Annotated in this window: 25 protein-coding genes and 1 other RNA gene; 9 read left to right on the forward strand and 17 right to left on the reverse strand. The window is 58.2% G+C overall.

The annotated features are described in order from the left end of the window. The first annotated feature begins 134 nt into the window (after window positions 1-134). Together V6582_RS10475 and V6582_RS10480 are read left to right on the forward strand one after the other, a co-directional pair. Window positions 135-1,661, forward strand: coding sequence for an alkaline phosphatase family protein (locus V6582_RS10475; RefSeq protein WP_156631229.1), 1,527 nt, complete (start codon window positions 135-137; stop codon window positions 1,659-1,661). Between the two features lie 151 nt (window positions 1,662-1,812). Continuing rightward, the gene (locus V6582_RS10480; protein ID WP_156631230.1) at window positions 1,813-2,439 is read left to right on the forward strand and encodes a ribonuclease D; all 627 of its coding nucleotides are present in this window, start codon (window positions 1,813-1,815) and stop codon (window positions 2,437-2,439) included. Between the two features lie 81 nt (window positions 2,440-2,520). On the opposite strand, the gene lepA is transcribed toward V6582_RS10480, so the two are convergent. Both lepA and ftsZ read right to left on the reverse strand, forming a co-directional pair. Next, the gene (gene lepA / locus V6582_RS10485; protein ID WP_060719491.1) at window positions 2,521-4,344 is read right to left on the reverse strand and encodes a translation elongation factor 4; all 1,824 of its coding nucleotides are present in this window, start codon (window positions 4,342-4,344) and stop codon (window positions 2,521-2,523) included. A gap of 87 nt (window positions 4,345-4,431) precedes the next feature. Next, window positions 4,432-5,418: a cell division protein FtsZ gene (ftsZ, locus tag V6582_RS10490; RefSeq protein WP_337739196.1), complete on the reverse strand. Its 987-nt coding sequence runs from the start codon at window positions 5,416-5,418 to the stop codon at window positions 4,432-4,434. Window positions 5,419-5,602: 184 nt separating this feature from the next. On the opposite strand from ftsZ, the gene V6582_RS10495 reads away from it, so the two are divergent. Both V6582_RS10495 and V6582_RS10500 read left to right on the forward strand, forming a co-directional pair. Then, window positions 5,603-6,187: a helix-turn-helix domain-containing protein gene (locus V6582_RS10495; RefSeq protein ID WP_156631278.1), complete on the forward strand. Its 585-nt coding sequence runs from the start codon at window positions 5,603-5,605 to the stop codon at window positions 6,185-6,187. A 16-nt stretch (window positions 6,188-6,203) separates the two neighbouring features. Next, window positions 6,204-6,728 (forward strand): GNAT family N-acetyltransferase, encoded by a 525-nt coding sequence (locus V6582_RS10500; RefSeq protein WP_156631232.1) that lies wholly within the window; start codon window positions 6,204-6,206, stop codon window positions 6,726-6,728. Between the two features lie 48 nt (window positions 6,729-6,776). Here V6582_RS10500 and V6582_RS10505 read toward each other — a convergent pair whose 3' ends face one another. After that, window positions 6,777-6,965 (reverse strand): YegP family protein, encoded by a 189-nt coding sequence (locus tag V6582_RS10505; RefSeq protein WP_012654592.1) that lies wholly within the window; start codon window positions 6,963-6,965, stop codon window positions 6,777-6,779. A 169-nt stretch (window positions 6,966-7,134) separates the two neighbouring features. Here V6582_RS10505 and V6582_RS10510 point away from each other — a divergent pair, with 169 nt between their 5' ends. Continuing rightward, window positions 7,135-7,458 (forward strand): SelT/SelW/SelH family protein, encoded by a 324-nt coding sequence (locus V6582_RS10510; protein ID WP_156631233.1) that lies wholly within the window; start codon window positions 7,135-7,137, stop codon window positions 7,456-7,458. Window positions 7,459-7,494: 36 nt separating this feature from the next. Here the strand turns inward: V6582_RS10510 and V6582_RS10515 are convergent, their stop codons facing one another. The 3 genes from V6582_RS10515 to ffs form a co-directional block, all read right to left on the reverse strand. After that, window positions 7,495-7,818: a YbaB/EbfC family nucleoid-associated protein gene (locus V6582_RS10515; RefSeq protein WP_012654590.1), complete on the reverse strand. Its 324-nt coding sequence runs from the start codon at window positions 7,816-7,818 to the stop codon at window positions 7,495-7,497. Between the two features lie 98 nt (window positions 7,819-7,916). Further along, window positions 7,917-9,812, reverse strand: a complete 1,896-nt coding sequence (locus V6582_RS10520) for a DNA polymerase III subunit gamma/tau (protein WP_156631234.1) — start codon at window positions 9,810-9,812, stop codon at window positions 7,917-7,919. A gap of 71 nt (window positions 9,813-9,883) precedes the next feature. After that, window positions 9,884-9,980, reverse strand: an RNA gene (gene ffs / locus V6582_RS10525) — signal recognition particle sRNA small type. A gap of 146 nt (window positions 9,981-10,126) precedes the next feature. On the opposite strand from ffs, the gene V6582_RS10530 reads away from it, so the two are divergent. From V6582_RS10530 to V6582_RS10540, 3 genes are all read left to right on the forward strand, one after another. Further along, complete coding sequence (locus tag V6582_RS10530; protein ID WP_156631235.1) at window positions 10,127-10,534, forward strand: HIT family protein; 408 nt, start codon at window positions 10,127-10,129, stop codon at window positions 10,532-10,534. After that, complete coding sequence (gene nudC / locus V6582_RS10535; protein WP_156631236.1) at window positions 10,531-11,496, forward strand: NAD(+) diphosphatase; 966 nt, start codon at window positions 10,531-10,533, stop codon at window positions 11,494-11,496. Before V6582_RS10530 ends, nudC begins: the two co-directional genes overlap by 4 nt. A gap of 318 nt (window positions 11,497-11,814) precedes the next feature. Next, window positions 11,815-13,785: a glycoside hydrolase family 3 protein gene (locus tag V6582_RS10540; RefSeq protein ID WP_156631237.1), complete on the forward strand. Its 1,971-nt coding sequence runs from the start codon at window positions 11,815-11,817 to the stop codon at window positions 13,783-13,785. A 47-nt stretch (window positions 13,786-13,832) separates the two neighbouring features. Here V6582_RS10540 and V6582_RS10545 read toward each other — a convergent pair whose 3' ends face one another. Both V6582_RS10545 and V6582_RS10550 read right to left on the reverse strand, forming a co-directional pair. Next, window positions 13,833-14,687, reverse strand: coding sequence for a prephenate dehydratase (locus V6582_RS10545; protein ID WP_337739197.1), 855 nt, complete (start codon window positions 14,685-14,687; stop codon window positions 13,833-13,835). A gap of 10 nt (window positions 14,688-14,697) precedes the next feature. After that, complete coding sequence (locus tag V6582_RS10550) at window positions 14,698-15,447, reverse strand: 3-deoxy-manno-octulosonate cytidylyltransferase (RefSeq protein WP_156631238.1); 750 nt, start codon at window positions 15,445-15,447, stop codon at window positions 14,698-14,700. Window positions 15,448-15,604: 157 nt separating this feature from the next. On the opposite strand from V6582_RS10550, the gene V6582_RS10555 reads away from it, so the two are divergent. After that, the gene (locus V6582_RS10555) at window positions 15,605-16,162 is read left to right on the forward strand and encodes a c-type cytochrome (protein ID WP_156631239.1); all 558 of its coding nucleotides are present in this window, start codon (window positions 15,605-15,607) and stop codon (window positions 16,160-16,162) included. Between the two features lie 379 nt (window positions 16,163-16,541). Here the strand turns inward: V6582_RS10555 and V6582_RS10560 are convergent, their stop codons facing one another. The 9 genes from V6582_RS10560 to V6582_RS10600 all read right to left on the reverse strand — a co-directional run bounded on the left by V6582_RS10560 (window position 16,542) and on the right by V6582_RS10600 (window position 25,637). Further along, window positions 16,542-18,263 carry an ABC transporter substrate-binding protein gene (locus tag V6582_RS10560; RefSeq protein ID WP_156631240.1) on the reverse strand — a complete coding sequence of 574 codons (1,722 nt, stop codon included), beginning with the start codon at window positions 18,261-18,263 and terminating at the stop codon, window positions 16,542-16,544. A 44-nt stretch (window positions 18,264-18,307) separates the two neighbouring features. After that, window positions 18,308-18,589, reverse strand: coding sequence for a DUF2160 domain-containing protein (locus tag V6582_RS10565; protein ID WP_060719440.1), 282 nt, complete (start codon window positions 18,587-18,589; stop codon window positions 18,308-18,310). A gap of 13 nt (window positions 18,590-18,602) precedes the next feature. Then, on the reverse strand, window positions 18,603-19,415 hold the full coding sequence (locus tag V6582_RS10570) for a carbohydrate ABC transporter permease (protein ID WP_081341579.1): 813 nt from the start codon (window positions 19,413-19,415) through the stop codon (window positions 18,603-18,605). 3 nt (window positions 19,416-19,418) lie between these two features. Further along, window positions 19,419-20,306, reverse strand: coding sequence for a carbohydrate ABC transporter permease (locus V6582_RS10575; RefSeq protein ID WP_087726971.1), 888 nt, complete (start codon window positions 20,304-20,306; stop codon window positions 19,419-19,421). Continuing rightward, window positions 20,303-21,397, reverse strand: a complete 1,095-nt coding sequence (locus V6582_RS10580; RefSeq protein WP_156631241.1) for an ABC transporter ATP-binding protein — start codon at window positions 21,395-21,397, stop codon at window positions 20,303-20,305. The genes V6582_RS10575 and V6582_RS10580 overlap by 4 nt, the downstream gene beginning before the upstream one ends. A 3-nt stretch (window positions 21,398-21,400) precedes the next feature. Then, complete coding sequence (locus tag V6582_RS10585; RefSeq protein WP_156631242.1) at window positions 21,401-22,492, reverse strand: ABC transporter ATP-binding protein; 1,092 nt, start codon at window positions 22,490-22,492, stop codon at window positions 21,401-21,403. A gap of 262 nt (window positions 22,493-22,754) precedes the next feature. After that, the gene (locus V6582_RS10590) at window positions 22,755-24,305 is read right to left on the reverse strand and encodes a glycerol-3-phosphate dehydrogenase (RefSeq protein ID WP_197434339.1); all 1,551 of its coding nucleotides are present in this window, start codon (window positions 24,303-24,305) and stop codon (window positions 22,755-22,757) included. Window positions 24,306-24,381: 76 nt separating this feature from the next. Beyond that, window positions 24,382-25,152, reverse strand: coding sequence for a DeoR/GlpR family DNA-binding transcription regulator (locus V6582_RS10595; RefSeq protein WP_156631243.1), 771 nt, complete (start codon window positions 25,150-25,152; stop codon window positions 24,382-24,384). A gap of 83 nt (window positions 25,153-25,235) precedes the next feature. Further along, complete coding sequence (locus V6582_RS10600; protein WP_156631244.1) at window positions 25,236-25,637, reverse strand: DUF2177 family protein; 402 nt, start codon at window positions 25,635-25,637, stop codon at window positions 25,236-25,238. Between the last annotated feature and the right edge of the window lie 39 nt (window positions 25,638-25,676).

The following is a 25,676-nucleotide window of genomic DNA, read 5'->3' on the forward strand; positions in this document are numbered from 1 at the left end:
TGCTGGAAGCCAGGCTGCAAACCAAACCTGCATGGACCTTAGAAAGACCCAAAAACCGTCCTAGGAAAACCAGATCCTCGCCGATATAAATTTTGCACATCGCGTCCGTGGCAAAACAAGCAAAGATTTCATCCATGCAGACAAAGCCGAATATCCTGCTGATCACCGCGGACCAATGGCGGGGCGATTGCCTGTCTGCGGTCGGCCATCCCGTGGTGCAGACGCCCAATGTTGATCGGTTGGCGGCAGAAGGCCTGTTGTTTCACCGGCATTTCGCCGCAGCCGCCCCTTGCTCGCCAGCGCGGGCGGCGATCTATACCGGGCTTTACCAGATGAACAACCGGGTCTGCCGCAATGGTTCACCGCTCGATGCCCGTTTCGACACGGTGGCATTGGCGGCGCGTCGGGCCGGTTACGATCCGACGCTGTTTGGCTATACCGATGTTTCGCCCGATCCACGGCGTCTGGCCCCCGCCGACCCGCATCTGACCAGTTATGAGGGGGTGTTACCGGGCTTTACGGTTGGGCAATTGCTGCTGGAAGATGACCGCCAATGGCTGAGCTGGCTAAAGACCCGGCGCGGCGGGGCGCGGCCCGGATGCGAACTCCACCAGACCGGACAGGACCGGCCAGTCCAGCCCAATCAGGAGCCCCCGGCCTATAGCGCAGAGGAAACCCCGACCGCATTTCTGACCGAGGCTTTCCTGAACTGGCGCGAGGAGCAGACGCGCCCCTGGTTTGCACATATTTCCTTCCTGCGCCCGCATCCACCCTTCTGCGTTCCCGAACCTTATAACCGGATGTTTACGCCGGGCAGCGGCCCCAAACCTGTGCGTCATCCGACGCTGGAAGCGGAAATGGCCGTGCATCCGCTGGCAGAGCTGATGCTGCCGCACCTGCAGCAATCCTCTTTCATTGCCGGCGCTAAAGGCCGCGTCTGCGACTGGAGTTCAGAACAGATCGACGTGATCCGCGCCACCTATTACGGCATGATCGCCGAGGTCGATGCCCAGTTTGGCCGGATCGTCGATGATCTGAAGGACAGCGGCGCCTGGAACGATACGATCATCGTCTTCACCTCCGACCACGCCGAAATGCTGGGCGACCACTGGATGCTGGGCAAGGGCGGGACCTATGACGGTAGCTATCATATTCCACTGGTGATCCGCGATCCGGCTAACACCGGCACCCACGGGCAGGTGGTGGAGGCCTTCACCAGCGCCGCCGACCTGATGCCGACGCTGCTAGACCGGATGGGCGTCAGCCCGCTCAATCATCAGGACGGCGGCTCTCTGCTGCCATTTCTTGCTGGCACCCAGCCCGATGAATGGCGAGACCACGCATTCTGGGAATTCGATTTCCGGGATGTGGTGACAAATTCCACGGAGAATGCTCTCGGTCTGAAATCCAGCCAGTGCAATCTGGCTGTGATCCGTGATGAAAAGTTCAAATATGTGCATTTTGCCGGAATGCCAGCGCTGCTGTTCGACCTTCAGGCCGATCCCGGCGAACTGACCAATCTGGCCGGGGACCCGGAATATGTTGCGATAAGGCTGCATTATGCCGAAAAGCTGTTGTCGCTTCGCGCCGAGCATCTGGACCAGACCCTGGCCTATACCGAGCTTTGCGAACAAGGACCGATGAGCAATCCGAAACGGTGAAGGCGTGATTTCAGGCGCGGTCCTTGATATTCGGTATCGCTGCACGACTGTTTCCGCTATACAGCGCCGTGCGCCCTATATGGCGCACAAAGGTTCGCTGTAGCGCTTTATATCTGCTGCACAAAGACCGAAGAGACAGCAGGAGACAGGCATGGCTTCAACCATTCGCTACCATGAAGGCGATATCAGCAGCGAAGATGCGGCGCGCTATACCCGCGCCATCGCCATCGACACCGAAACGCTGGGGCTTATCCCTCGCCGCGACCGGCTCTGTGTGGTGCAGCTTTCACCGGGCGACGGCACAGCCGACGTCATTCGCATTGCACCTGGCCAGCGCCAGGCACCCAACCTGACCGCCCTGCTGGAAGACCCGACCCGGGAGAAAATCTTCCATTACGGCCGGTTCGATATTGCCGTGCTGTTTCATACCTTCGGCGTGACCACCACGCCGGTGTTCTGCACCAAGATCGCCTCGCGTCTGTCGCGCACCTATACCGACCGGCATGGATTGAAGGACAATCTCAAGGAAATGCTTGATGTGGATGTGTCCAAGGCCCAGCAATCCTCTGACTGGGCGGCGGAAATGCTGTCTCCGGCGCAGCTCGAATATGCAGCCTCCGACGTGCTCTATCTGCACGCGCTGCGCGACAAGCTGACCGCCCGGCTGGTGCGCGATGGCCGTATGGATCACGCCACCGCCTGTTTCGAGTTCCTGCCCACCCGCGCCAAGCTTGACCTGCTCGGTTGGGAAGAGACCGATATTTTCGCCCATAGCTGAGCGCAGACTTTTCTCACAAAAAAGGCGGAGAACCTCCCGGTTCTCCGCCTTTTTTTATTGAACTCTGTCTATTTTAACCCGTTACTCGTCGCTCATTTTCAGAGCGGCAATAAAGGCTTCCTGCGGTATTTCGACCTTGCCGAACTGGCGCATCCGCTTCTTACCGGCCTTCTGCTTGTCCAGCAGCTTGCGCTTACGGCTGGCATCACCGCCGTAGCACTTGGCGGTCACGTCCTTGCGCATTGCTGAAATGGTCTCGCGCGCGATCACATTGCCGCCGATGGCAGCCTGGATCGGGATCTTGAACATATGCCGCGGGATAAGATCCTTCAGCTTTTCGCACATGTCTCGACCGCGCTTTTCCGCTGCCGAGCGATGCACCAGCATCGACAGAGCATCGACGGGCTCGCCATTGACCATGATCGACATCTTGACCAAATTGCCTTCGCGATAAGCGTCCAGGTGATAGTCGAAAGAGGCATAGCCCTTCGAGATCGACTTCAATCGATCGTAGAAATCAAACACCACTTCATTGAGCGGCAGTTCATAGGTCAGCATGGCTCGTTTGCCGACATAGGTCAGCTCGGTTTGCACACCACGACGGTCCTGGCAGAGCTTGAGGATGCCGCCGAGATAGTCATCCGGCGTCAGGATCGTCGCCTTGATCCACGGTTCGTGTATTTCAGAGATCCGCACCACATCCGGCATGTCTGCCGGGTTGTGCAACTCGCGCTCGCTGCCATCGGTCATGAACAGCTTGTAGACAACCGAAGGCGCCGTGGCGATCAGGTCAAGGTCGAACTCACGCTCCAGCCGCTCCTGGATGATTTCCAGATGCAGCAAGCCCAGGAAGCCGCAACGGAAACCGAAGCCCAGCGCTGCCGAACTTTCCATTTCAAACGAAAAGCTCGCGTCATTGAGGCGAAGTTTGCCCATCGCTGAGCGCAGATCTTCAAAATCAGCTGCATCGACTGGAAACAGCCCACAGAACACCACAGGCTGGGCAGGCTTGAAACCGGGCAGCATGGTGGCTGTCGGGCGCTTATCTTCCGTGATGGTATCGCCAACGCGGGTATCGGCCACTTCCTTGATCGAACCGGTAAAAAACCCGATTTCGCCCGGACCAAGACTGTCGACAGCCAGCATTTTCGGCGTCAAAACGCCGACACGCTCCACCTGATATTTCGCGTCCGTGCCCATCATCCTGATAGTCTGACCCTTGGTCAAAACACCGTCTATGACGCGCACCAGAACCATAACGCCCAGATATGTATCATACCAGCTATCGACCAACAGTGCTTTCAGCGGACCTTTGTCGCCCAGTTCACTTTTCGGCGCTGGCAAATGTTTGACAATGGCTTCCAGCACATCGGGAATGCCAAGCCCGGTCTTGGCGGAAATCAGCACTGCTTCAGAGGCATCGATGCCGATGACTTCCTCGATCTGTTCCTTGATCCGGTCCGGTTCGGCGGCAGGCAGGTCGATCTTGTTGAGAACGGTGACGATCTCGTGGTTGTTATCGATGGCCTGATAGACATTGGCCAGCGTCTGGGCTTCGACGCCCTGGGACGCATCCACCACCAGAAGCGAACCTTCGCAGGCCGACAGCGACCGCGAAACTTCATAGGCGAAGTCGACATGGCCGGGTGTGTCGATCAGGTTCAGCACATAGGTTTCACCATCATTGGCCTTATAGTGCAGGCGCACGGTCTGCGCCTTGATGGTGATGCCGCGTTCACGCTCGATATCCATGCTATCGAGCACCTGCTCCGACATATCACGCTCTGCCAGGCCACCGGTGGTCTGGATCAGGCGGTCGGCCAGCGTCGATTTGCCATGGTCGATATGGGCGACGATGGAAAAATTGCGGATATGGTCGAGAGGCGTGCGGTTTTGTGTGCTCATGGCCTGCGCATATAGCAGCGCGCCCGCATGCCGCAAAGCGGAAATGCGGGGCATTTGAAGGATAATTTAACCTGTGACCGGGTGAAATCAGCGTACCTGCTGATGGTCACCCTCTTCCCCAAGCCCGGTTGCGACCACCGACACTCTGAACGTGCCGTCCAGTTCCTTGTCGAAGATCGCGCCGACGACGATATCGGCCTCGTCATAGACCTCGTCGCGGATGCGAGTGGCGGCTTCGTCGACTTCGAACAGCGTCATGTCCATGCCGCCGGAAATCGAGATCAGCACGCCGCGTGCGCCGCGCATCGACACTTCGTCCAGAAGCGGATTGGCAATCGCCGCTTCTGCCGCCTTCATGGCGCGGCTGTCGCCGGTCGCCTCTCCGGTGCCCATCATTGCACGGCCCATGCCCTTCATGACGGATTTCACGTCGGCGAAGTCCAGATTGATCAAGCCTTCCTTGACGATCAGATCGGTAATGCAGGACACGCCCGAGAACAGCACCTTGTCGGCGATCACGAAGGCGTCGGCAAAGGTGGTCTTGGCATCGGCAATGCGAAACAGGTTCTGGTTGGGGATGACGATCACCGTGTCGGCAGCTTCGCGCAACCGCTCAATGCCTTCTTCGGCAGCCTGCATGCGGCGGCGGCCTTCAAAGCTGAAGGGCTTGGTGACAACGCCGACTGTCAGAATACCGGCCTCGCGAGCCGCACGCGCAATCACTGGCGCTGCACCCGTGCCCGTGCCGCCGCCCATGCCAGCGGTGACAAAGCACATATGCGTGCCGGCCAGGTGATCCATCACTTCATGCAGGGATTCTTCGGCGGCCATCCGTCCAGTTTCGGGAATCGAGCCGGCACCGAGACCCTCGGTCATTTCGGCGCCAAGCTGAATGAGGCGCGGGGCTCTCGACATGGTCAGCGCCTGGGCATCGGTATTGGCGGCAATGAAATCGACGCCTTGCAGGCCTTCGTTGATCATGTTGTTGACGGCATTGCCGCCACCACCACCAACCCCGATGACGGTAATCTTCGGCCGCATTTCCTCGATTTGCGGTTTTCTGATCTCAATCACGTCTGTCTCCTTGGGGTTGTGCTCGACTCGTCCTGTCGTGCGAATCATACGCTCTCTTGGCACGCGAAAAAGGCCGGGAGTTGGGCGACATGCAAGAGGCTTGTTGATAAAAGGTGATTTTGCTGACGTGAGCGGCGCGAGAAAGGCCATTGACTCCACTATAAGATACTATATTTCTTATATCATGGAAAATACGCCCAATACCCTCACGCTCGCCATTGCCGCAAGGCTGAAAGCGATCCGCACCGAACGCGGCCTGACACTCGACCAGTTGGCGGATCTCTCCGGCGTCAGCCGGGCCATGATTTCCCGTATCGAGCGCGCTGAAGCCAGTCCGACCGCAACCCTGTTGGCACGGCTATGCTCGGCGCTGGGTCAATCGCTTTCGATGTTTTTTGCCGAACCCAATCAGGGCTCACCCTTAATGCGCCGCGCCGACCAGCCGGCGTGGAGAGACCCCGAAACCGGCTATATCCGCCGCGCCGTTTCAGCACCCGGCACCGGTGCGCGGGTCGATGTGGTGGAAGTAGAGCTGCCGCCGGGCGCACTTGTCCGATTTTCTGCGCAACCTGCCAGCCCCCATCCCAGCGGCAAGCAATGGCAACATGTCTGGCTGTTCGAAGGCACTATCGAGCTGACCGTGAGCGATACCGTGCATCGTCTGGAGCCGGGCGACTGTCTTTATATGGCTATCGGCGAGGTCCACGCCTTCCATAACCCCACGGACCGCCCTGCCCGCTACGGCGTGATCATCGATCTTGGCCGCTGATTCGAAGGAAATGACCATGACTGCAATTCGGCTGCTGAACGCCTTTGACGTCCGCGAAGCGATTCCCGACCTCTGTGAAATTCTCTGCGATTGCGTCAATGGCGGCGCCTCGGTGGGCTTCATGTTGCCCTTCGACCTTGAGAGCGCCCGGCCTTTCTGGGAAGGCGTTGCCAATGCGGTCGAGGCAGGGGAGATCTTGCTGCTGGTGGCAGAGCATCAGGGCCGCCTGGTGGGCACGGTACAGATCGGCCTGAAACAGCCACCCAACCAGCCACATCGCGCCGATCTCAAGAAATTGCTGGTGCATCGCTCAGCCCGTGGACTTGGTCTAGCGCGCCAACTGATGGAGGCGGCACAGCTTCAGGCCACCCGTGCCGGTAAGACATTGATCGTACTGGATACAGCGACCGGCGAACCGGCTGAAGCAATTTACGAGAAGCTCGGCTGGACGCGGGCCGGTGTGGTGCCGGATTATGCGCTGTTTCCCGATGGCCGCTTCTGCGATACGACGATTTTCTACAAGCGTGTAGGCTCTCTATAAAAGCCTGGGCAAATCGGCAAGGCACTTTGGCCACGCCGATTTGCCTTATCAGACAGTTGCCGTGGTCTGGTCTTCGATCTTTGCCTCAGGCGCATTTTTCTGAATGGAGGCAATCGCGCTCATCACCGAGGCTTTGGCCTTGTAGCCTTCAGAGCTGAACATTGTTTCGCCATTCGACGCCTTGAACCGAAACCGGAATTCGCCTGCCTTGTCTTTATAAACTTCAAATTTGTACATTCTGCCCTCCCAAGCCGGTGCTATACATTCCCCTAGGGTTTCCACTCTTGTTAATACAAACTCTAGGACTGTCACAGTCCTAGCCTACACCGATAAACGTCCAAATTCAATTTCGCTTATATTGAGCTTATACACTCCCGACCTGTGTCGAAAACTGAGACTTTGCCCCATGACCACTAAATCTGAGACCGATAAGCCGAAAATCACCATTCTCTACTGCACGCAATGCAATTGGCTGCTGCGTGCTGCCTGGATGGCGCAGGAACTCTTGCAAACCTTTGGCGACAGCTTGGGCGAAGTGGGTCTGATTCCCGGCACCGGCGGCAATTTCGAGATCCGCGTCAATGGCGACCTGATCTGGGAGCGCAAGCGCGATGGCGGTTTTCCAGGGCCGAAGGAATTGAAACAGCGGGTCCGCGATATAATCGAACCCGGCAAGGATCTCGGCCATACAGACCGCGTTCATGGCAAAACGGAAAAAGGCGAGGAATGAGCCCGCCCCTTTTCTCTAAACAGCGTCTATACCGGCTTAAAACGGCAGCTTGAAACCGGGCGGGATCGGCAGACCGGCGGTCATGTCCTTGGTCTTTTCGGCGGCAATCGCCTCGGCCTTGTCCTTGGCATCCTTGTGGGCGGCAACGATCAGGTCTTCGAGGATTTCCACGTCGTCTTCCTTGAAAAGCGACGGATCGATTTTCAGGCCCTTCAACTCGCCCTTGCCGGTCATCGTCACAGTCACCAATCCGCCGCCGGACTTGCCTTCGACCTGAAGCGATGCAATCTCTTCCTGCATCTTCTCCATCTTGGCCTGCATTTCCTTGACCTTGCCCATCATGCCCATGATGTCGCGCATATGACCTGCCTCCTTTATATAGTCCGTTGGTCTTGGCTTCGTCTGGCAGACGCGCGGCGATTTCACGCCTCCGCGACAGATGATAAGCCGGCTAAAATTTAAAACTCGATATCGTCTCCGGGAAGGATATCGCCCTCTGCGGATTCAGCCGCGGCTGGTGGCGGCAGGGTCTCGTCTTCTTCCTCGGCGACGGTGCGGATGCGCACATCGGTGATTTTCGCGCCGGGAAAGCGCGACAAGATCGCCATGACGTCCGGATCGGCGGCGGCATCGGTCATCCGCGCTTCGTGATCACTCTTTTCCTGCTCGGCCAGGGTCTTTGCCCCCGGCTCGCGGCTGAGGATCACCATCCAGCGGATATCGGTCCATTCCTCCAGCCGCTTTTGCAGATCGCCAACCAGCGATTTCGGCGCCTCCGGCGGCATGTTGATCTCCAGCCGGCCATTTTCCAACTTGACCAGCCGCACATAGGCGCGGGTCAAGGCTTTAAGCTTCGGATCGCGGTTTGCAGTACAGAGATTGACGATGTCATCCAGCGACCGCACGGGAACCTTGGGCTCGGGTACATCCGGCTGGATCTCAGCCTTTATCTCCGGGCGAGCGGCAATGTCCGGCGACGGTGATGCCTTGGGAACCACCTGCAAATGCGCGGTCGGCTGTGGTTGGCCTAATGCACGCGGTGCCGGATCGCTTGATGCCCGCGCCACCGCCTGCCCGCCATAGCTGGCAGATGCGCCGCCACCATTGCCCCCTCTGGGGCTGGCGCCTTGCGGCGCGCCACCGCCATCCTGCGCCATGTCCAGCAGGCGGCGCGCCGCTTCTTCCGGCGAAGGCAGATGGGCGGCATGGGCCAGCCGGATCAGCACCATTTCGGCGGCACCGGCCTGACGGGAGGCGTTTTCCACCTCGGGAATGCCCTTGAGCAACATTTGCCAGATGCGCGACAGCGTGGTGACGGCAACGCTCTCGGCGTAGTCCGCCCCCCGCACCCGCTCGACTTCACTCAGCGATGGGTCATTCGCACCATTGGGCACATATTTCAGCCGCGTCACCAGATGGGTAAAATCAGCAAGATCGGTCAGCACCACGCTCGGGCTGGCACCGGCTTCATACTGGCTGTTGAATTCCGAAAGCGCTGCGGCAACATCGCCAAGCACGATATGGCCAAACAGATCGACCACCCGAGCCCGGTCGGCCAGACCCAGCATCCCACGCACCGCCTCTGCTTCAACCCGCCCTGCGCCGTGGGCAATGGCCTGATCGAGCAGGGAAAGTCCGTCACGGGCCGAGCCTTCGGCGGCGCGGGCGATCATCGCCAGCGCCTCGTCTTCCGCCTCGATATTTTCCTTGGAGAGAATGGTAGAAAACAGCCCGACCAGATCCCCGGCGCTGATGCGGCGCAGATCGAAGCGCTGGCAGCGTGACAGCACCGTGATCGGCACCTTGCGGATTTCGGTGGTGGCGAAGATAAATTTCACATGTTCCGGCGGCTCTTCCAGCGTCTTCAACAAACCGTTGAAGGCAGCGGTGGAGAGCATATGCACTTCGTCGATAATATAGACCTTGTAGCGGGCCGATACCGGGCGGTAGCGCACCTGCTCGATGATTTCCCTGATATCGTCGATGCCAGTATGGGAGGCAGCATCCATCTCGATAACATCGACATGGCGGCCTTCCATGATCGCCTGACAATGCTCGCCGGGGATTTTCAGGTCGATGGTCGGGCGGTCGATCTCAGAGGTCTTGTAATTGAGCGCGCGGGCAAGAATGCGGGCGGTCGTGGTCTTGCCGACCCCGCGCACGCCGGTCAGCATATAGGCCTGGGCAATCCGGCCTGTCTCAAAGGCATTGGTGAGGGTGCGGACCATCGGCTCCTGGCCGACCATCAGGTCCGTAAAATCCTTGGGGCGATATTTGCGCGCCAGAACGCGGTAAGCACCGGTGGCTTGGCCGGACGCGGGAGCAGCTTGTGCTGTGGGTTCCAGATCGGACATCGCGCTGCCAGTCTCCCCGTTTCGGGCGGGATACGGCCACGCTTGAAACGGACTGGCCATAAACATGAAGGGTGGGAGGCTGGCACGATGACCCGTGCCGCGCTCGTTAGGGCTGCTTCCTTCCGGACCTGACCCGGTTGGCGAGTGGCTCGTCCACCACCAACCTCCCGAGCGACATATCGGCAATTCCTGCGGCAATTGCAAGCCGATGGCCAAAAAAACTATTCGCCTTTCCGGTAAAAGTGGATATCGGCTTTACGGTCAGGCATGCGTAAAAACAAAATGACCTTGAGGAAACAATCAGGAGAGCGATCTTGGAGCCTTTTCGTCTCGATGAACGGCTGGCGCGCGACAGCCAGTCGATCTTGCAGCTGCCGTTAAGCGATCTGCGCCTGTCCAGGGATAGCCGCTGGCCCTGGCTGATCCTGGTGCCGCGCCGCAATGATGTCGCTGAGATTTTCGAGCTTTCAAAGGACGACCAGATCCAGCTGCTGCACGAACAGGTGCACGTCGGTGCCGCCTTAAAAACCGCAACCGGCGCCACCAAGATCAACATTGCCGCCATTGGCAATGTGGTTCGACAGCTCCATGTTCATGTCGTCGCCCGCTTTGAAAACGACCCGAACTGGCCGGGGCCGATCTGGGGTCATGGGGTGGCGGAGCCTTATTCGGACACAGCCCTTGCGACGATGACAACGACACTTCTGGACGCGCTGACATGACCCCAATTTCCCTGTTTGATACCGATACACCCCATCCCGAGGCAAGCGCCCTCACCGCCTTTGCCGGCAACGGACTGGAGCGCTACGCCGAGCATCGCTCGGAAGAAAGCCTTTCCGAGGCTTTCAAGGCCGAGGGCATGCATGTGCTGGCTTTTGCGGGCAATCGGCTGGTGTTCAAGCATGAAGGACTGGTGCTGGACCCGCTATTTGCACCTTACGAGCTGACCGCCCTGCAACCGGACCTCGACAATGCCGTGCTTTTGGGCCGCCGCCCCAGCGGCGAGCCGCGCATCGCCGTACCCGTGACAATCAGCGAGGAGCAGCTTGCAAGCGGCTACAAAGCCTTAACGGCGCGCGAATTGTATCGTGATCCCAATCTTGATGCAGAGCTGGTCGGCGAAGCCGCACAGGGCTTCAGCCTGTTGCACTGGAACAATGAGAACCGTTTCTGCGGCACATGCGGCAAACCGATGGAGCCGCGGCTCGGCGGCTACAAGCGCGAATGTCCGGCCTGCGGGCGCATGGCCTTTCCGCGTACCGATCCGGTGGTGATCATGATGACGGTGGACGAGGAAAACGACCGCTGCCTGCTGGGGCGTGGAGCGCATTTTCCCGAGGGCATGTATTCCTGCCTCGCAGGCTTTGTCGAACCGGCGGAAACCATTGAAAACGCTGTGCGGCGCGAGACCCATGAAGAGGCCGCCATCACCATCGGGCGTGTGCGCTACCATGCCTCCCAGCCCTGGCCGATGCCGCATCAGTTGATGATCGGCTGCTATGCGCAGGCGCTGAGCTTCGAGATTTCCCGCGATGAGAACGAGCTGGCCGATTGCCGCTGGTTCAGCCGGGCCGAAGTACAGGCGATGATCGATCTTGAGACTGAAACGGTAAAAGCCCCCGCGCCCGGCACCATTGCCCATCGGTTGATGAGCGACTGGCTGGACTGGGGCAAGGTTGGTTAAGGTGGTGAATGCTGCGTCTGGAATGGCCTTCAACACCATTTACGCGGAAAACGTGTGAGGCTATGGTAAGCGAATGTGGTGTCATCGTCCGATGGGAGGGGTCAACGGACGATGAAGCAAAACATCGCGCGCGACAGAATTAGTCTATTTCGAGGGAGGATATATCTTTGCTTTCAAAACCCGGCGCCACGGTGAAACGGCGGGCTGTGTCTCGGTAGATCGACCCCGCTCAGCCTTTCAGAAATCTGTTTTCGGCCAGTTTTTGGCCGGTTTTTGGCCGGTTTTTCGGCGAAAATTCATCAATTCAGGAAATCATCGATGAAAATGTTTAGCTTGGCGTCCTGCGCCATTCTGATGGCGTCTGTTGCCATCGCGCAAAATCAGCCTGTCGTCACCGCCCGTTCCGCCGCGATCCTCACGGTCGATGGGCTGACCTTCAAGGATCTTAACCGCAACGGCCGCCTCGACCCTTATGAGGATTGGCGCCGCTCTCCGGCAGAACGGGCAAGCGACCTCGTCAGCCAGATGAGTTTGATCGAAAAGGCCGGGTTGATGATGCATGGGACGGCACCGGCTTTATCATCAGGATCGGAGAGCGGCCAGGGACGCGGCAGCGGGTATGATCTGGAGCGGATCAAACCGCTGATCAACGATGCAAAGGTTGCTACCTATATTACCCGGCTATCTTTGCCGCCCGAACAGCTGGCCGCAGAAAACAACAAGCTCCAGGAAATTGCCGAGGCAAGCCGGCTTGGCATTCCGCTGACGATCAGCACCGACCCGCGCAACCATTTCCAATATGTGCTGGGCGCTTCGGCCCAGAATGGCGGTTTCTCCAAATGGCCGGAAAGCCTGGGGTTTGGGGCGCTCGACGACGCGAAACTGACGCGCCGTTTCGGCGATGTCGCGCGGCAGGAATATCTCGCCGTCGGCATCCAGCAGGCCCTTTCACCGCAAATCGATCTTGCCACGGAACCACGCTGGCCACGCTCGACCGGCACGTTCGGAGAAGATCCGCAGATTTCCAGGCGCATGGCTGAAGCCTATGTCGCAGGTTTCCAGAACGGCACCACGGGCCTGAAGCCCGGCAGTGTCAGCGCCGTCGCCAAGCATTGGGTGGGATATGGCGCAGCACCTCAGGGCTTTGACGGCCATAACTCCTATGGTCGCCATGTGGTTTTTAAGGCCAAGGACTTCGAAAAGCATGTCACCCCCTTCAAGGGTGCCTTTGCCGCCAAGGTGGCGGGCATCATGCCGACCTACTCGATTATCGATGGCGTCAAGCTTGATGGCAAACCCCTGGAGCCCGTGGCCGCAGGCTATAGCAAGCAATTGCTGACGGATCTGCTGCGCAAGCGCTACAAATTCGACGGCGTCGTGGTCAGCGACTGGCTGATTACCAATGACTGCAAGGATGAATGCCTGAATGGCGAAAAGCCCGGCGACACGCCGATCATCCGGCCTGACACATTCGGCATGCCCTGGGGCGTTGAGGATCTCAGCCGGGAGGATCGTTTTGCCAAGGCGGTTAACGCCGGTATCGACCAATTCGGCGGCGTCGCCAATTCCGATATTCTGGTGAAAGCCGTCGAAGACAAGAAAGTCAGCGAGATCAGGATTGATCAGTCGGCCAAGCGGTTGCTGATCCAGAAGTTTGAACAAGGCCTGTTCGAAAACCCCTATGCTGATCCGCAAAAGGCAAAAACCATCGTTGGCAATGCGGATTTTGTCGCCGAGGGCGAGAAGGCTCAGGCCCGCGCCATGGTTGTTCTACAAAACAAGGGGAAGATTCTTCCAGTCAAACCTGGAAAGAAGGTCTATCTTCTCAATGTCGATGCCGCCATCGCCCAAAAACGCGGCTATCAGGTGGTGACAAAGCCGGAAGACGCCGATTTTGCCCTGGTCCGCCTGATGGCGCCTTTTGAGCGCCTGCATCCCAATTATTTCTTTGGGGCGCGGCATGAGGAAGGCGATCTGTCCTTCAAGCCCGGCAACCCGAATTACGACGCCGTGACAGCCATTACCGGAAAGACACCGATCATTGCCACGGTGTTTCTGTCACGCCCAAGTATTCTCACCAATCTGAAGGACCAGACAAAAGCGTTGATCGGCAATTTCGGCGCAAGTGACGAAGCGCTGTTCAATGTCATCGAGGGCAAGCAGAAGGCACAGGGCAAGCTGCCGTTTGAACTGCCGTCTTCCATGCAGGCTGTCGAGGCACAGGCGCCAAGCACACCGCATGATTCGAAAAAGCCGCTCTACAAGATCGGCTATTCCATGAAATATTGAGTGCCAGAGCAATGGCGGCACTCCGCCGCCATTGCTCCAATCTTCGATTAAAATTTTCCGCGCATGGCGTGGGCCTTGTAGACGCCGAGAATATCAACCTTCTCGGAAAAGAAGCGTAATTCCTCCAGCGCCCGCTTGACCGGTGCATCCTCCAGATGGCCTTCGATATCGGCATAAAACTGGGTGGCGATGAATTTGCCGCCAATCTGGTAGCTTTCCAGCTTGGTCATATTGACGCCATTGGTGGCAAAGCCGCCCATGGCCTTGTAAAGCGCTGCCGGAATATTGCGGACATTGAAAACGAAGGTGGTGATGAAGCTTTCATCCGCAGCCGTCCGCTTCAACGCCACCTCATCGCGCGACAGCACGACGAAACGGGTGATGTTGTTTTCTGAATCCTCGACATTTTCGGCGAGAATATCCAGACCGTAGAGCGAGGCGGCGAGGCGCGGCGCCAAGGCCGCCATGGAGCGGTCGCCCAGTTCCGCAACCTGCTTGGCGGCCCCTGCCGTATCGCCCGCCACCACGGCCTTCCAGCCATGGCTGCGGATGATCTTGCGGCATTGGCCGAGCGCATGGATGTGACTGTGGACCGTGCGGATCTCCTCGGCCTTGACGCCTGGCAGCACCATGAGCTGAAAACGGATCGGCATGAAATATTCACCGATGATTTTCAGGCGTGACAACGGCAGCAGATAGTGAATATCGGCGACCCGCCCAGCCAGCGTGTTTTCAATCGGGATCATCGCCAGATCCGCCTCGCCGTTTTCCAGGGCCATGAAGGCGTCCTCGAAGGTCGGGCATGGCAGAGGCTCCATATCCGGGAACATGTCACGGCAGGCCATGTCGGAATTGGCGCCGTAATCGCCCTGAAAAGAGATCTTGTTGGTGAGCGTGACCACGAGCTTATCCTTATTTTGCAGCCAGAATGGCGCGGGCTTTTTCGAGATCCGCCTGCGTATCGACGCCAAGCGGCACGGTATCGACAATCTCGACATCAATGCGCATGCCCGCCTCCAGCGCCCGCAGCTGTTCCAGCGATTCGCGCTTTTCCAGCACCGAAGGAGGCAGCGCCACGAACCGTTCCAACGCGGCGCGGCGATAGGCGTAGAGGCCGATATGATGATAAAGTGGTCCATTGCCATGTGGGGCGGTGGCGCGGGTAAAATAGAGCGCCCGCAGGCGGTTGTCCGACAGCGGTGAGCCGACGACCTTCACCACGTTGGGATTGGTCTTTTCCGCCTCATCCTCGATCTCCACCGTCAGCGTGGCGATATCGACCTGCGGGTCCCCCAGGGGGCGCAGGGCGGCACGAATCGTCTCCGGGTCAATGGTGGGCAGGTCGCCCTGCACGTTGATGATGATCTCGGCCTCACCCTTCGGATCGACCGTCATCAGCGCTTCATGGATACGGTCCGAACCGGATTGATGCTGCTCGCCGGTCATCACTGCTTCAAAACCGGCTGCCGTCACCGTGGCGAACACGTCAGGATGATCCACCGCCACGACGATACGTCCGACATTGGCCTCCGCTGCACGCTTTGCCACCTGTACGATCATCGGCAGGCCGGCAATGTCAGCCAGGGGCTTGCCGGGAAGCCTCGTGGAGGCCATGCGGGCGGGGATGAGAACCAGTGTTTTGAAGCGTGTATGGTCAGACATCGGTATTCGCCTTTGAAAGCAATGGGGGTAAGTGGCAAAACGTCTCAGGGCGGCGGAGCATAATCGGGTTGCAACTGTCAAGCAAAAGTCTTAGCCTTTTCATAGATGGAGGCTTGTCCGATTTCTACTGCGCGGACTGCATGGGGAGCGATAACCAATGAATTCCTACATGAATATGGGAGCAGGCGCATTGCTTGGTACGATCTTCGTACTGATGTCAGTGTCCATTGCGTCGGAGGGGATTTTCCACGCGCCGACCCCCGAAAAGGAAGGCTATGCCATCGTGGCGGCCGAAGCGCCTGCCGCTGGCGGCGCGGAAGGTGCGGCACCAGCCGCAGCCGACAAGCCGATTGCGGAACTGCTGGCATCGGCAGACGTCAAGGCGGGCGAAGCGATTTTCAAGAAATGCACAGCCTGTCATAGCGTCGACAAGGGCGGAGCCAACAAGGTTGGTCCCAACCTTTGGGGCGTTGTCGACCGACCCGTCGCCAGTCATGAGGGCTTTGCCTATTCTGCTGCCATGAAGGATTTCTCCAAGGGCAGTTCGGAGCACTGGACCTTTGAAAACCTGAACCATTTCCTGACCGCGCCGAAGAAATTCGTACCCGGCACGGCGATGGGCTTTGCAGGTCTTCCCAAGGAACAGGATCGCGCCAATCTGCTGGTGTACCTGCATAACCAGTCTGACGCTCCGGTGGCACTGCCGACCAATTGATCGACCTCTCGTCGCATGGCGACAGAGGCACCAAACACAAAGACGCCCGGAGCACATGCCCGGGCGTCTTTGCGTTTCGAAGGCTGGGCGTTTCGAAGGCTGGGCGTTTGGAAGGCTGGTTAAATCAAGAATGCTACTGCATAATTCTTTAAACCGGAATCGGTTTAAAGAGAAAATTATGCAGCAGATTTAAAGTGCTACAGCGTCCTTTGTGCGTTTTATAAAACGCACGGCGCTGTAGAGTTTGTCAGGGAAAAGTGGAATCCGGTTTTCCCGAAAAGACAACCGAAAACAAGAGAATCTGGAGTCTGTCTGGTTCAATCTGAACCTGACAGACTCCAGAGCCGGGCGATCGCACCCGGCTCCAGCTTGTTTGATGTTACTTCTGCCAGCTCTTCACCAGTTCATCGTAATTGATGGTGATCGGCTTTTCCTTTTCGTTAGCCAGCTTGGGCTGCGGTGCCAGGCTGCCGTGGTCCTTGGCATATTTTTCCCAATAGGCGGCGTCCTTCGGCTCGTTCAGCTTGGGGCCGAATTCGCCCTGCACCTTGGCGCGTTCCAGACGGGAGAGAATGCCTTCCTGGGCCTTGCACAAGGCATCCATGGCTTCCTGCGGGGTCTTGGCACCGGCTGCCGCATCGCCAATATTCTGCCACCACAATTGCGCCAGCTTCGGATAATCAGGCACATTGGTTCCGGTCGGCGTCCATTGTACGCGGGCAGGCGACCGGTAGAATTCCACCAGGCCGCCGAGTTTGGGCGCGCGGTCGGTGAAGGTCTTGTCCATAATGGATGACTGACGAATGAAGGTCAGGCCAGTCTGGCTTTTCTTCACATCCACGGTTTTGGAGGTGACGAACTGGGCATAGAGCCAGGCAGCCTTGGCGCGATCAACAGGCGTGGACTTCATCAGCGTCCAGGAGCCGACATCCTGATAGCCGAGCTTCTGACCTTCATGCCAGTAGGAACCATGCGGCGACGGTGCGACGCGCCATTTCGGTGTGCCGTCATCATTGACCACAGGCAGGCCGGGCTTGGCCATATCGGCGGTAAAGGCCGTGTACCAGAAGATCTGCTGGGCGATATTGCCCTGGGCGGGAACCGGACCGGATTCGGAGAAGGTCATGCCCTGCGCTTCCGGCGGGGTATATTTCTTCAACCATTCCAGATATTTGGTAACGGCATAGACCGAGGCCGCCCCATTGGTGTCACCCCCGCGATCCACGCAGGAACCGGTCGGCTGGTCCTTGTCATTGACGCGGATGCCCCATTCATCGACGGGCTTGCCATTGGGCAGTCCCTTGTCGCCATTGCCAGCCATCGACAGCCAGGCATCGGTAAAGCGCCAGCCGAGCGAGGGGTCCTTCTTGCCATAGTCCATGCTGCCATAGACCTTCTTGCCGCCAATCTCGCGGCCGGTGAAGAATTTGGCGATGTCCTCATAGGCCGACCAATTGACCGGCACGCCCAGCTCGTAACCGTATTCCTTCTTGAACTCCTCCTTGATCTTCGGATCGTTGAACCAATCGTAACGGAACCAGTAGAGGTTGGCGAACTGCTGGTCGGGAAGCTGGTAGAGCTTGCCATCCGGGGCGGTGGTGAAGGACAGGCCGATATAATCCTTCAAATCCAGCATCGGATCGGTGACATCCTTGCCCTCGCCCGTCATCCAGTCCGTCAGGTTGCGGACCTGTCCGTAGCGCCAATGGGTGCCGATGAAGTCGGAATCGTTGACCCAGCCGTCATAAAGGTTCTGACCGGTCTGCATCTGGGTCTGGATTTTTTCGACGACATCACCCTCCTGAATAACGTCGTGAATGAGCTTGATGCCGGTGATCTTGCTGAACCACGGTGCCAGCACTTTGGATTCGTAGGCATGGGTGGTCAGCGATTCGGAGACGACATGGATTTCCATGCCCGCAAAGGGCTTGGCCGCATCCACATACCATTGCATCTGCTTTTCCTGATCCGCCCGCGACAGCGAGGATTCCCCCTTGATTTCCTGATCGAGAAATTGCTTGGCCTCATCCATCCCGGCATAGGCGGCGCCGGTCATGGCCAACAGCATCGCCGCTGTTGTCGTCATTAAGTGCTTTCGCATCATGTCCTCCCAGAGTTTGCGATTGCAGGCGTAGTCTTAAAGCTTCAAACCGTCCGGAACACGCCAATGGCGTAGATGACCGAAAGACCGAGAGCCCACCACAGGCTGAGACTGGATAGCCCCAACCATGCGAGATGAATGAAGGCGGAGCCGAGCAGCGACACAAACAGCCTGTCGCCGCGTGTCGTCTCGAACCGCAGAATGCCGACGCGGGGATTGCCGCCGGGCGAAAAATATTCCCAGACCGACAGGGCGATCAGCAACGCCAGAATGGTGATGAAGAACAGCGCCGTGGGCGTGGTCCAGGCCATCCATGACAGGTTCATCGTGTCCTCCTCCTCAGACGCGGCCGAGGGCAAAGCCCTTGGCGATATAATTGCGAACGAAATAGATCACCACGGCGCCCGGGATCAGTGTCAGCACACCGGCAGCGGCCAGCAGACCCCAATCAACACCGGAGGCTGACACCGTGCGGGTCATGACAGCCGCAATCGGCTTGGCATCAACCGTGGTCAGCGTACGGGCGATCAGCAGTTCCACCCACGAGAACATGAAGCAGAAGAAAGCCGCGACCCCGATGCCGGAGGCAATCAGCGGTATGAAGATCTTCACGAAGAAGCGCGGAAATGAATAGCCGTCGATATAAGCCGTTTCATCGATTTCCTTGGGTATACCGGACATGAAACCTTCCAGAATCCACACCGCCAATGGCACGTTGAACAGGCAATGGGCCAGCGCCACCGCAATATGCGTGTCGATCATGTCGAAGGCGGAATAGAGCTGGAAGAACGGCAGTGCAAACACCGCGGGCGGTGCCATGCGATTGGTCAGCAGCCAGAAAAACAGGTGCTTGTCGCCCAAAAACCGGTAGCGCGAGAAGGCATAGGCAGCAGGAAGCGCGCAGGCGACCGAAATCACCATGTTCTGCACCACATAGATGATCGAGTTGATATAGCCCGAATACCAGGAACGGTCGGTGAAGATGGTGATGTAATTCTTCAGCGTCGGCTCATGCGGATAGAGCGTCAGGGAGCTAAGGATTTCCTGGTTGGTCTTGAAGCTCATGTTGACGAGCCAGTAGATCGGCAACAACAAAAACAAAATGTAGAGACTGACAATCAGTACCGGGCGAAGGGAACGGCTGTTGTTCATGGCTTAGTCTCCCTTCGGTGCTGACGCACTCTGGGCGTCGCTATGGGTCATGACAGTGTAGAAAACCCAGGACAGCAGCAGAATGATCAGGAAGTAGATGATCGACATCGCCGCCGCAGGCCCGAGGTCGAACTGGCCGAGCGCCATTTTCACCAGATCGATCGACAGGAAGGTGGTGGAATTGCCCGGACCGCCGCCGGTGACGACGAAAGGCTCGGTATAGATCATGAAACTGTCCATGAAGCGCAGCAGCACGGCAATCAGCAGGACCTGTTTCATTTTCGGCAGTTGGATGTAGCGAAATACCGACCAGCGCGAGGCGCCATCGATCCGCGCCGCTTGGTAATAGGCGTCGGGGATCGACACCAGACCGGCATAGCACAGCAGCACGACAAGGCTGGTCCAGTGCCAGACGTCCATGACGACGATTGTCGCCCAGGCATCGAATGGATTGGCCACGTAATTATAATCGAGGCCGATGGCGTTGAGGGTATAGCCGAGCAGGCCGATATCGCTGCGCCCGAACACCTGCCAGATGGTGCCGACCACATTCCACGGGATCAGCAGCGGCAGGGCCATCAGCACCAGGCAGACAGGCACGCCAAGCCCGGTCTTCGGCATGTTCAGCGCGATCAGGATACCAAGCGGCACTTCGATGGCGAGAATGATCATCGAGAAGATCAGGTTGCGCCACAGTGCATCCCAGAACCGTTCCGATTGCAGCGTCTGGGTAAACCAATCGGAACCAGCCCAGAAGAAGTCGTTATTGCCGAACGTGTCCTGCACCGAATAATTCACTACGGTCATCAGCGGAATGACGGCGGAAAAGGCCACCAGCAGCAGCACCGGCAGCACCAGAAACCAGGCCTTATTGTTCCAGGTCTTGTTCATGGCCGTACCCCTCCCAATCCGGCACCGGCGAAATCGACCCGCCAGGAATTCGCGTAGATATTGATGGCGGTCGGATCGAAGCTCACTTTCGGCTCGGCTGGAATATCGGCATCCTCCCGCAGCACGATAGAAATCGGCTGGTCGGCAAAACGGGCGCGAACGATTTTCTGGCGACCGATATCCTCGACTTTGGAAATCTGCACCGGCATGCCTTCGCGACCAAGGCGAATGAATTCCGGGCGAATGCCAAGCTCGGTGAGGGCTTCGCCCGGGATGACCGGACGGCCCGGCAGGGCGACCCGCTCTCCACCGATCATGGCGGTATCGCCATCGATGCCGGCGGCCAGCACGTTCATGCCCGGTGAGCCGATGAAATAACCGACGAATGTGTGTTTAGGCCGGTCGAACAGCTCAGCAGGGGTACCGATCTGGACGATCTGTCCGTCATACATCACCACCACTTTGTCGGCGAAAGTCAGCGCCTCGGTCTGGTCATGGGTGACATAAACCATGGTATAGGCGAATTCCCGGTGCAATTGCTTGAGCTGGGCGCGCAGCATCCATTTCATATGCGGATCGATCACCGTCAGCGGCTCGTCGAACAGAATGGCATTGACATCGGAGCGCACCAATCCGCGTCCAAGCGAGATCTTCTGCTTCTGGTCGGCGGTCAGGCCCTGCGCCTTGCGCTTGGCCCAGGCTTCGAGGTCGATCATTTTCAGAATGGTGCGCACCCGCACATCCACCTCGGCCTCCGGCACGCGCCGATTTCTGAGCGGAAAGGCCAGATTGTCGTAGACGGTCATGGTGTCGTAGACGACGGGAAACTGGAACACCTGGGCAATGTTGCGCGCCTCGGTGGACAATTGCGTCACATCCTTATCGCCGAACAGGATGCGGCCATCCGAAGGCTGCAACAGGCCGGACATGATGTTGAGCAGCGTAGTCTTACCGCAGCCGGAGGGTCCGAGCAGGGCATAGGCGCCGCCATCATCAAACTCGTGATGCACTTCCTTCAGCGCATAGAGCGGATTGGTCAGCCCCTTGGGACCATAGGCGTGACGGATATGATCGAGGGAAATTCGGGCCATATCTTACTCCCCCTGTCCGGCCAGATGTCCGGCAAGCGCCCGGCCATGGGCATCGAAGGCCATCAGGTGACGGGTATCGAGACGAACCTGCACGTCGCGGCCCGGCTCGATATCGTGAATGCCATGCTCCAGCATCACCCAGCGTTCCCCGGCATAATCGAGATGAATATAGCTTTCCGAGCCGGAAATTTCCGAGATCATCGAGCGGGCCACCAAAGGAGCGACGCCTTCGCTCGACAAGGCTCCCGCCAGCGACAGGTGATGCGGGTGAAAGCCCAGCGTCAACGACTCCTCCGGCACATGCGAAAGGTGCCTCGGCACTGTCAGAACCGGAATGCCGCCGATCATGAAATGGCCCTCGCGCCGGATGGCCTGAACAGTGTTCAACGGCGGATCGGCGAAGGTTCGGGCGGTTTTCAGGTCTACCGGGCGGCGATAGACGTCGATGGTCGGGCCGTATTGCGTGACGCGGCCTTCCGAGAGTGTGGCGGTATGGCCACCCAGAAGCAGGGCTTCCGACGGCTCTGTCGTCGCATAGACGAAAATCGCCCCCAGTTCGGCAAAGATCTTCGGCAGTTCCTCGCGCAATTCCTCGCGCAATTTATAGTCCAGATTGGCCAGCGGCTCATCCAGCAGCACCAGGCTTGCCTGCTTGACGATGGCGCGGGCCAGCGCCGTGCGCTGCTGCTGGCCGCCGGAAAGATTGAGCGGCGTGCGCTCCAGATAGGGTGTCAGCTTCAAAAGCTCGGCAGCCTTCTTGACCTCCCGATCGATGGTGGCCCTATCGACCTTGCGCACCCTGAGCGGCGAAGCGATGTTTTCATAGACGCTCAGGGCCGGATAATTGATGAATTGCTGGTAGACCATGGCAACCGACCGGTCCTGCACCCGCAAACCGGTGACGTCCTTGCCATCGAACAGCAGGGAACCGGATGTCGGCTTGTCCAGCCCGGCCATCAGCCGCATCAGCGATGTCTTGCCCGACAGGGTCGGCCCAAGCAGAACGTTCAGCGACCCGCGTTGCAGGGTCAGGTTGACGGGATGGATGTGAACATCCCCCGCCACCACCTTGGACAGGTTTCGCAATTCCAGCATTGTGCGTCAGGCCTCCTCCGCCCGCCGGCAATGACAGCGGTCTGCGTCGGAACCGACACATCCATCCGCTATCATTCTTGTATTTGCCGCCCTCAAACCCTTTGACCGACACGGTCCGGGTTCTTATGAGACATCTCCCTCTTGCGTGCCTACAGCGCCGTGCGCCATATATGGCGCACAAAGGTTCGCTGTAGCTCTTTATATCTGCTGCATAATTTTCTCTTTAAACCGAATCCGGTTTAAAGAATTATGCAGTAGCCTGTCAGGCCGCCCGCGCCTCCTCGATATAGTCTTCCAGCACTTTTGCCTGTTCGGCAGTCAGGAACAGGCCCTGTTTGGTGCGGCGCCAGAGAATATCCTCCGCCGTTGCCGCCCATTCACGGGCAATCAGCCAGTCAACCTCCACCTGATACAGGGTTCCCCCGAAATAGCGCCCCAGCCCCTCCAGGCTTTTGGCGCCATTGATGATCGTCGTGGCAAACGTGCCATAACATCTCACAAGCCGGCGCGCGCAACGATCCTCCAGGAACGGAAAGGCTTTTTGCAGCCTCTCCACTTCCGCAAGATAGCCGGTTGCCGGAAAATCACCGCCCGGCAAATGGCTTGTCGCCGTCCAGGGCTTGCCCTTGACACCGATAGCCTCGCCAATCTTTTCCAATGCATGTTCACCCAGACGCCGATAGGTGGTGAGCTTGCCGCCGAACACATTGAGCAGCGGCGCGGCCTTTTCCGGCGTTTCAAGTTTCAGCACGTAATCGCGGGTGGCCTCCTGCGCTTTGGAGGCGCCGTCGTCATAAAGTGGTCGCACGGCGGAATAGGACCAAACAATGTCCTCAGGCCGGACCGGCTCGGCAAAATATTCGCTGGCGGCATCGCAGAGATATGAGATCTCAGCGCTGGAAATTTTCACATCCTTCGGATCGCCCTGGTAATCCTGATCAGTCGTGCCGATCAGGGTGAAATCCGTCTCATAGGGAATGGCGAAGATGATGCGATTGTCCGGATTCTGGAAGAAATAGGCACGGGGATCATCGAACTTCTTCCGTACCACGATATGGCTGCCCTGCACCAGCCGCACATTATGAACATTGTTTCTGCCGACCGTATTGGATAGCACGCTATCGACCCACGGCCCTCCAGCATTGACCAGCATCCGTGCCTTGTAGGTGCTGCGGGCACGACTGGCGCGATCCTCGACCTCAATGATCCAGAGATCGCCATCCCGGTGCGCGCCGATAACGCGGTTGCGGCTGAGGATCGTGGCGCCACGATCCGCCGCGTCGCGGGCATTCAGCACGACGAAACGGGCATCGTCGACCCAGCCATCCGAATATTCAAAGGCGCGGGTAAACAGCGGCTTCAGCGGCTTGCCCGCCTTGTCCTTGCGCATATTCAATGTCTTGGTGGCGGGCAGCAATTTACGGCCACCCAGATGATCGTAGAGAAACAGGCCAAGCCGGATCAGCCAGGCGGGACGGATGCCGCCCTTGTGGAACGGCAGCACGAAACGCATCGGCCAAATGATATGCGGCGCCATGGCCCAGAGCACTTCGCGCTCCATCAGCGCTTCGCGCACCAGCCGAAATTCATAATGCTCAAGGTAGCGCAACCCACCGTGAATGAGCTTGGTGGCACCCGAAGAGGTGCCAGAGGCGAAATCGTTCATTTCCGCCAGCGCAACACTATAGCCGCGCCCGACAGCGTCACGGGCGATGCCGCAGCCGTTAATACCACCACCAATAACAAATATGTCGAAGACAGGATCGCCAGACACGTTTCTCTCCCTTTCGCAATGCAGCATTATAGTGCGCATGCGAAACTGGATATAGCTAAAACGAACTTAAAACGAATGTCAAACGAAAGTTTAGCAGTCCCTATTGATCAGGCGGCTATGGGCCCCGGAATGCTTCGATCAACCGCACGTCATGCTCACGGCAAATAGCGGCAAGACCCTCGGTATCGCAGACGTCAGTGATGAATGTGTGAACCTGGCTGAGATGGCCAATGCGCACCGGGGCGGCGCGCTCGAATTTGGAGGAATCGGCCACAAGAATCACGTGCCGGGCATTGGCGATAATCGCCTGCGCCACCTTCACCTCCCGATAGTCATAGTCCAGCAGCGCACCATCAGGATCGATGGCCGAGGCGCCGATCACCGCATAATCCACCTTGAACTGGCGAATGAAATCCACCGCCGCTTCCCCGACAATGCCGCCATCGGAGCCACGCACAACGCCGCCGGCGATCACCACCTCAATGCCTGGAAAGACCCGCAGGCGATTGGCAACATTGATATTATTGGTAATGACCATCAGGTCCTTGTGATCAAGCAATGCTTCGCCCACCGCCTCGGTCGTCGTGCCGATATTGATGAACAGTGATGCATTGCTGGGGATCAATTCGGCGGCAGCCCGGCCAATCGCCTGCTTCTCCGGCGCGGCCATCGAGCGGCGCGCTTCATAGCGAACGTTTTCGGCACCGCTTGGAAAGATTGCTCCTCCATGGACCCGCGTCAACCGGCGCGTCTCGCAGAGATCGTTGAGATCCTTGCGGATGGTTTGCGGCGTGACCGAAAAGCGAAGCGCCAGGTCGTCCACCTGCACCCGGCCTTCCGCCTTGGCGATGTCGAGAATGTCGGATTGCCGGGCAGACAGAAACATGCACCCCTCCCCGTTTTCGTTTTTCTTTCATCATAATCCAAAACGAAAGCGGTGCAATGCGCCTGACGTCTCACGTGAAACGTTTATACAAACCGGCTGGTAATCAGATAGCCAATCCCGGCTGCGGTGGCCGTCAGCACCGTGCCCCAGGCCATGTCGACCAGACTGAGCGTCAGTGACCAGGATTTCAAGGTCGCCAGATTGGTCATGTCATAGGTGCCGTAGGCAATCAGACCCAGAAGCGCGCCGCTAACCACAGCCGTTAACAGGCTGCCGTTCTGTAGGGCCGGACTGACCGCAAAATAAACAATGCCGACGATATAAACCAGATAGAACAGACCCGCAGCGGTAAAATTGGGCTGATCCCGCATCATATCGCCGATGCGGGACTTGTAAAAACCCAGCGCAATCTTGCTGAGCCATAGGAAATCCAGGGTGAAAAACACCGCAGCCGTGGCACAATAGGCAATCGCATAGCTGCGCATATGATTTCATTTCCTTTAGAGGTTGTCAGGGACAAGTGG

The organism is Agrobacterium vitis, from assembly GCF_037039395.1.
In the GTDB taxonomy this organism is placed as follows: Bacteria; Pseudomonadota; Alphaproteobacteria; order Rhizobiales; family Rhizobiaceae; genus Allorhizobium; species Allorhizobium vitis_E.

Bases quoted from the DNA above. Each gene is read 5' to 3' on its own strand.
- V6582_RS10475 (WP_156631229.1), top strand. From the start codon at position 135: ATGCAGACAAAGCCGAATATCCTGCTGATCACCGCGGACCAATGGCGG.
- V6582_RS10480 (WP_156631230.1), top strand. From the start codon at position 1,813: ATGGCTTCAACCATTCGCTACCATGAAGGCGATATCAGCAGCGAAGAT.
- lepA (WP_060719491.1), bottom strand. From the start codon at position 4,344: ATGAGCACACAAAACCGCACGCCTCTCGACCATATCCGCAATTTTTCC.
- V6582_RS10495 (WP_156631278.1), top strand. From the start codon at position 5,603: ATGGAAAATACGCCCAATACCCTCACGCTCGCCATTGCCGCAAGGCTG.
- V6582_RS10500 (WP_156631232.1), top strand. From the start codon at position 6,204: ATGACTGCAATTCGGCTGCTGAACGCCTTTGACGTCCGCGAAGCGATT.
- V6582_RS10505 (WP_012654592.1), bottom strand. From the start codon at position 6,965: ATGTACAAATTTGAAGTTTATAAAGACAAGGCAGGCGAATTCCGGTTT.
- V6582_RS10510 (WP_156631233.1), top strand. From the start codon at position 7,135: ATGACCACTAAATCTGAGACCGATAAGCCGAAAATCACCATTCTCTAC.
- V6582_RS10515 (WP_012654590.1), bottom strand. From the start codon at position 7,818: ATGCGCGACATCATGGGCATGATGGGCAAGGTCAAGGAAATGCAGGCC.
- V6582_RS10520 (WP_156631234.1), bottom strand. From the start codon at position 9,812: ATGTCCGATCTGGAACCCACAGCACAAGCTGCTCCCGCGTCCGGCCAA.
- nudC (WP_156631236.1), top strand. From the start codon at position 10,531: ATGACCCCAATTTCCCTGTTTGATACCGATACACCCCATCCCGAGGCA.
- V6582_RS10540 (WP_156631237.1), top strand. From the start codon at position 11,815: ATGAAAATGTTTAGCTTGGCGTCCTGCGCCATTCTGATGGCGTCTGTT.
- V6582_RS10550 (WP_156631238.1), bottom strand. From the start codon at position 15,447: ATGTCTGACCATACACGCTTCAAAACACTGGTTCTCATCCCCGCCCGC.
- V6582_RS10555 (WP_156631239.1), top strand. From the start codon at position 15,605: ATGAATTCCTACATGAATATGGGAGCAGGCGCATTGCTTGGTACGATC.
- V6582_RS10560 (WP_156631240.1), bottom strand. From the start codon at position 18,263: ATGCGAAAGCACTTAATGACGACAACAGCGGCGATGCTGTTGGCCATG.
- V6582_RS10565 (WP_060719440.1), bottom strand. From the start codon at position 18,589: ATGAACCTGTCATGGATGGCCTGGACCACGCCCACGGCGCTGTTCTTC.
- V6582_RS10570 (WP_081341579.1), bottom strand. From the start codon at position 19,415: ATGAACAACAGCCGTTCCCTTCGCCCGGTACTGATTGTCAGTCTCTAC.
- V6582_RS10575 (WP_087726971.1), bottom strand. From the start codon at position 20,306: ATGAACAAGACCTGGAACAATAAGGCCTGGTTTCTGGTGCTGCCGGTG.
- V6582_RS10580 (WP_156631241.1), bottom strand. From the start codon at position 21,397: ATGGCCCGAATTTCCCTCGATCATATCCGTCACGCCTATGGTCCCAAG.
- V6582_RS10585 (WP_156631242.1), bottom strand. From the start codon at position 22,492: ATGCTGGAATTGCGAAACCTGTCCAAGGTGGTGGCGGGGGATGTTCAC.
- V6582_RS10590 (WP_197434339.1), bottom strand. From the start codon at position 24,305: ATGCGCACTATAATGCTGCATTGCGAAAGGGAGAGAAACGTGTCTGGC.
- V6582_RS10595 (WP_156631243.1), bottom strand. From the start codon at position 25,152: ATGTTTCTGTCTGCCCGGCAATCCGACATTCTCGACATCGCCAAGGCG.
- V6582_RS10600 (WP_156631244.1), bottom strand. From the start codon at position 25,637: ATGCGCAGCTATGCGATTGCCTATTGTGCCACGGCTGCGGTGTTTTTC.